We start from the raw sequence: 3849 nt of genomic DNA on the forward strand, positions 1-3849 counted from the left end.
CTCGGTGTTGTGTATAAGAGACAGCGACCAGCCACCTCACCCGGCAGCCCCGCCGCAAGAGGCGCCCCCGGCCCCGGACCCCGTAAAGCTCAGCGCAAGCGTGTCGCCCCGATCGGCTCCTGCTTCGCCGAGCCGGCCGGCATCGCGGGATGGCGGCCGAGCAGCACCACGCCGACGACGATCGCCGCCAGGCCCGCCGCCTCCCAGGCCAGCGCGCCCGGCGTGAAGCGCAGCCGGTCGCCGAGGAAGCCGACACCGCAGACGATCCCGGCGATTGGCTGCGCGGCGGTCAGCGAGGGCAACGACATCCGCAGCGGCGCCATCTCGAAGGCGCTCTGCACCAGCAGCATGCCGGTGAGCCCGATGACACCGACGGCGTACGGCTGCCAGGACACCGCGAGCACGGCGATCCCGCGGTCCTGGACGATCTGGCCGCACACCCGGGTCAGGGAGTCCTGGAGCCCGTAGAGCAGGCCGGCCGCCAGGCCGAGCAGTGCCGCCTCGCCCGACCTGGGCAGTCGGCGGGCCTTGATGGTGAGCAGCATCGCGAGCCCGGCGACGATGCCGAAGACCAGCCAGTGCCGCAGCGCCCCGGCTTCGGTGCCGCCGCCCCTGGGCCGGCCGGCGACGATGAAGGCGGTCACGCCGAGGGCCAGCAGGCTGACGCCGGCCCAGCCGCTCCAGCCCAGCCGCTGGCCGGTCAGCCGCCGGGACAGCGCCATCGCGAAGAGCAGGTTCGTCGCGGTGAGCGGTTCGACCAGCGACACCTCGCCGTAGCCGAGGGCGACCGCGCCCAGCACCTGGCCGCACACCATGAGCCCGACGCCGAGCAGCCAGTCGGGCATGTGGAGCAGGTCGAGCAGCAGCCGGAAGGAGAGGAAATCCGCGAGCGGAGCGCGGGATGCCGCGCGCTGCTGCAGCACGAATCCGAACCCGAGGCAGCAGGCGGCACCCACTCCGAGCAGGAACACGGCCACGGGCTCACTCTAGCCCGGGACCCCCGCCATCAGCGGTGTCCGCCGGGCCGCCGCGTCGCATCCGGCCGCGGGCGCTCTCCCGCGGCCACCCCCGTCCGCCTCACGGAAGGGTGCCGGCGACGGTCTGCGCGCTGTCCCACACGGTCAGGAAGGCCAGCCGCAGGCAGGCGGCGAGCGCCGGGTGCTCGATGTAGAGCGCGGTGGTGGTGCCGGCGCCGGCGACCGGGTCGGGCATGTCGCACAGCACGAGGCGCGCGTCGGCGACGATGAGCTTGAGCGGCAGCTCCGCGGTGAAGCGGCACTCCTCCCCCGCCGCGCCGAAGCGCCGTACGTTCTCCAGCACGTCCTCGTCGTCGAGCGCGTCATGGGTGTAGATGGCCCGCACGGTGCCGCCCGAGCGGCGCAGTCTGCGGGCGACCTTGATGCCGGGGGTGTTGGCCGCGGGGGCGACGAAGGGCGGTTTGCAGAAGCTGAGCAGTTCGTGCGAGGCGTGCGCCTGGATGTCGGTGAAGGCCTCGGCGATGGACTTGGGGTCGCGCAGGATCTCGACGTAGTCCAGCGGCACGGTGTGGTTGCGGCCGTCCGCCCAGACGGGGACGAGCGCGCTGGTGAGCGCGGTCGAGACCCGGTCGAGGCGTTCCAGCTGTTCGCGTTGCAGGGCCATCAGCCGGGCGACGGCGAGTTCGGGGGCGATGGCCGAGAAGGTCGCCACCCGCCCGGGGTGCGCGGTGGCCAGCCGCCGCCGTACGAGCGTGTCCAGCACGTCGTAGACCCGCTGCCGCGGTACGTCGGCGGCGCGTGCCACCTCCGCGGCCGTATACGACTCGCGGCGCACCAGCGCGAGGTAGACCCGCGCCTCGTAGCGCGCGAGGCCCAGCGCGACAAGGTCGTTGACGGGTTCTTCCTCGGTACTCATGGCGCCACAACGTATAGGGCGCTGATCGTCCCGGGGAAGCGGGCCCGGAAATCGCCGGTGGCGATTCGAGGGGAAGCCTTTGCCATTACCCGGTGGTCCCTTGGGCTTGGGTTCACTAGCTTCATCCTCGGCCACCACTGAACGTGGTGGCAGTGAGCGGAAGTTGACAGCCGTCGTCAACGTGATCACCAGTGAACGTGCGCCACACGAAGTCCCGGGCGATACCGCTCCATGATCCGTTGTCATGACCTTGACAGAAGGATCGTTCGCGGGCGCCCTCGGGAGCAGATCCCCCCATGGAGGGCAGTTCATTGCAGCTGACAAGTCCCGGCCGGATCAGACGTGCCGTCCGCCGCGCCGCTGTCGCGGTCGTCGCCGCCGGCGCGCTGGCCACCGGCGGCATGGTCGCCGCCGCGTCCCCGTCCGTCGCCACCACCCCCGGCGCCAACACCCCCGCCGCCACCGGCACCGCGGCAACCGGCGCCACCGGCGGCGCCGCCAGTGCCGCGCACACCGCACGCCTCTGCTCGGCCCCGGCCACCGCGGGGCAGATGTCCTGCCTGGCGCTGGCACGTACCGATGTTGTCCACCACCTCGGCATCTCCCCCAATGCCACCCCGTCCGGCTACGGCCCCACCGACCTGCAGAGCGCGTACGCCCTGCCGTCGGCCGGCGCCGGCGCCACCGTCGCCATCGTCGACGCGCAGGACGACCCGAGCGCGGAAGCCGACCTGGGCACCTACCGCAGCCAGTACGGCCTGCCGGCCTGCACCACGTCCAACGGCTGTTTCAAGAAGGTCAACCAGACCGGCGGCACGAGCTACCCGTCCGCCGACTCCGGCTGGGCCGGCGAGATCTCGCTCGACCTCGACATGGTCAGCGCCGTGTGCCCGCAGTGCCACATCCTGCTGGTCGAGGCCACCTCGGCGAGCATGGACGACCTGGGCACCGCGGTGAACGAGGCCGTCACCCTGGGCGCGAAGTACGTGTCCAACAGCTACGGCGGCGATGAGGACTCCAGCGACACCACCGCCGACTCGCAGTACTTCAACCACCCCGGTGTGGCCATCACGGTCAGCTCGGGCGACAGCGGCTACGGCGCCGAATACCCGGCCTCGTCGCGTTACGTCACCTCGGTCGGCGGCACCTCGCTGAGCCGGTCGAGCGGCACCACCCGCGGCTGGACCGAGAAGGTGTGGGGCTCGACCACCGGTGACGGCGCGGGCTCCGGCTGCTCCGCCTACGACGCCAAGCCCACCTGGCAGACCGACACCGGCTGCGCCAAGCGGACCGTCGCCGACGTCTCCGCGGTCGCCGACCCGGCCACCGGCCTGGCCGTCTACGACAGCTACCAGGCCAGCGGCTGGCAGGTCTACGGCGGCACCAGCGCCTCGTCGCCGATCATCGCCTCGGTCTACGCGCTGGCCGGCACCCCGGCCGCGGGCAGCACCCCGGCCTCCTACCCGTACGCGCACACCAGCGCCCTCAACGACGTGACCACCGGCACCAACGGGTCTTGCGGCGGCAGCTACCTGTGCACCGCGAAGGCGGGTTACGACGGCCCGACCGGCCTCGGCACCCCGAACGGCACGGCCGCCTTCACCAACGGCGGCTCGACCGGCGGCAACACCGTCACGGTCACCAGCCCCGGCAACCAGTCCACCAAGGTCGGCACCGCCGTCAGCGTCCAGGTCCACGCCACCGACTCCGCGTCGGGCCAGACCCTGACGTATTCAGCGGCCGGCCTGCCCGCGGGCCTGACGATCAACGCCTCGACCGGCCTGATCTCCGGCACTCCCAGCACGGTGGGCAGCTCCACCGTCACCGTCACCGCCAAGGACACCACCAACGCCAGCGGCTCGGCGTCCTTCACCTGGACGATCACCAGCACCACCGGCGGCTGCACCGCCGGCCAGCTGCTGGCCAACCCCGGCTTCGAGAGCGGCGCCGTCAGCT

3 protein-coding genes are annotated in these 3849 nt (G+C 72.3%); 1 reads left to right on the top strand and 2 read right to left on the bottom strand.

Annotated elements, in window-relative coordinates; genetic code table 11:
• Positions 1-89: 89 nt before the first annotated feature.
• Together V7E46_RS32805 and V7E46_RS32810 are read right to left on the bottom strand one after the other, a co-directional pair.
• Positions 90-977, bottom strand: coding sequence for a DMT family transporter (locus V7E46_RS32805; RefSeq protein WP_329173404.1), 888 nt, complete (start codon positions 975-977; stop codon positions 90-92).
• Between the two features lie 100 nt (positions 978-1077).
• Positions 1078-1893, bottom strand: coding sequence for a TrmB family transcriptional regulator (locus V7E46_RS32810; protein WP_333771816.1), 816 nt, complete (start codon positions 1891-1893; stop codon positions 1078-1080).
• 311 nt (positions 1894-2204) lie between these two features.
• On the opposite strand from V7E46_RS32810, the gene V7E46_RS32815 reads away from it, so the two are divergent.
• Positions 2205-3849 (top strand): putative Ig domain-containing protein (locus V7E46_RS32815; protein ID WP_443054422.1); only part of this gene is annotated, 1645 nt, incomplete at its 3' end.

This window comes from Streptomyces sp. IBSBF 2435 (genome assembly GCF_036815005.1).
In the GTDB taxonomy this organism is placed as follows: Bacteria; Actinomycetota; Actinomycetes; order Streptomycetales; family Streptomycetaceae; genus Actinacidiphila.

Excerpts from the sequence above, each read along its gene's own strand:
- V7E46_RS32810 (WP_333771816.1), bottom strand. The coding sequence starts at position 1,893 with ATGAGTACCGAGGAAGAACCCGTCAACGACCTTGTCGCGCTGGGCCTC.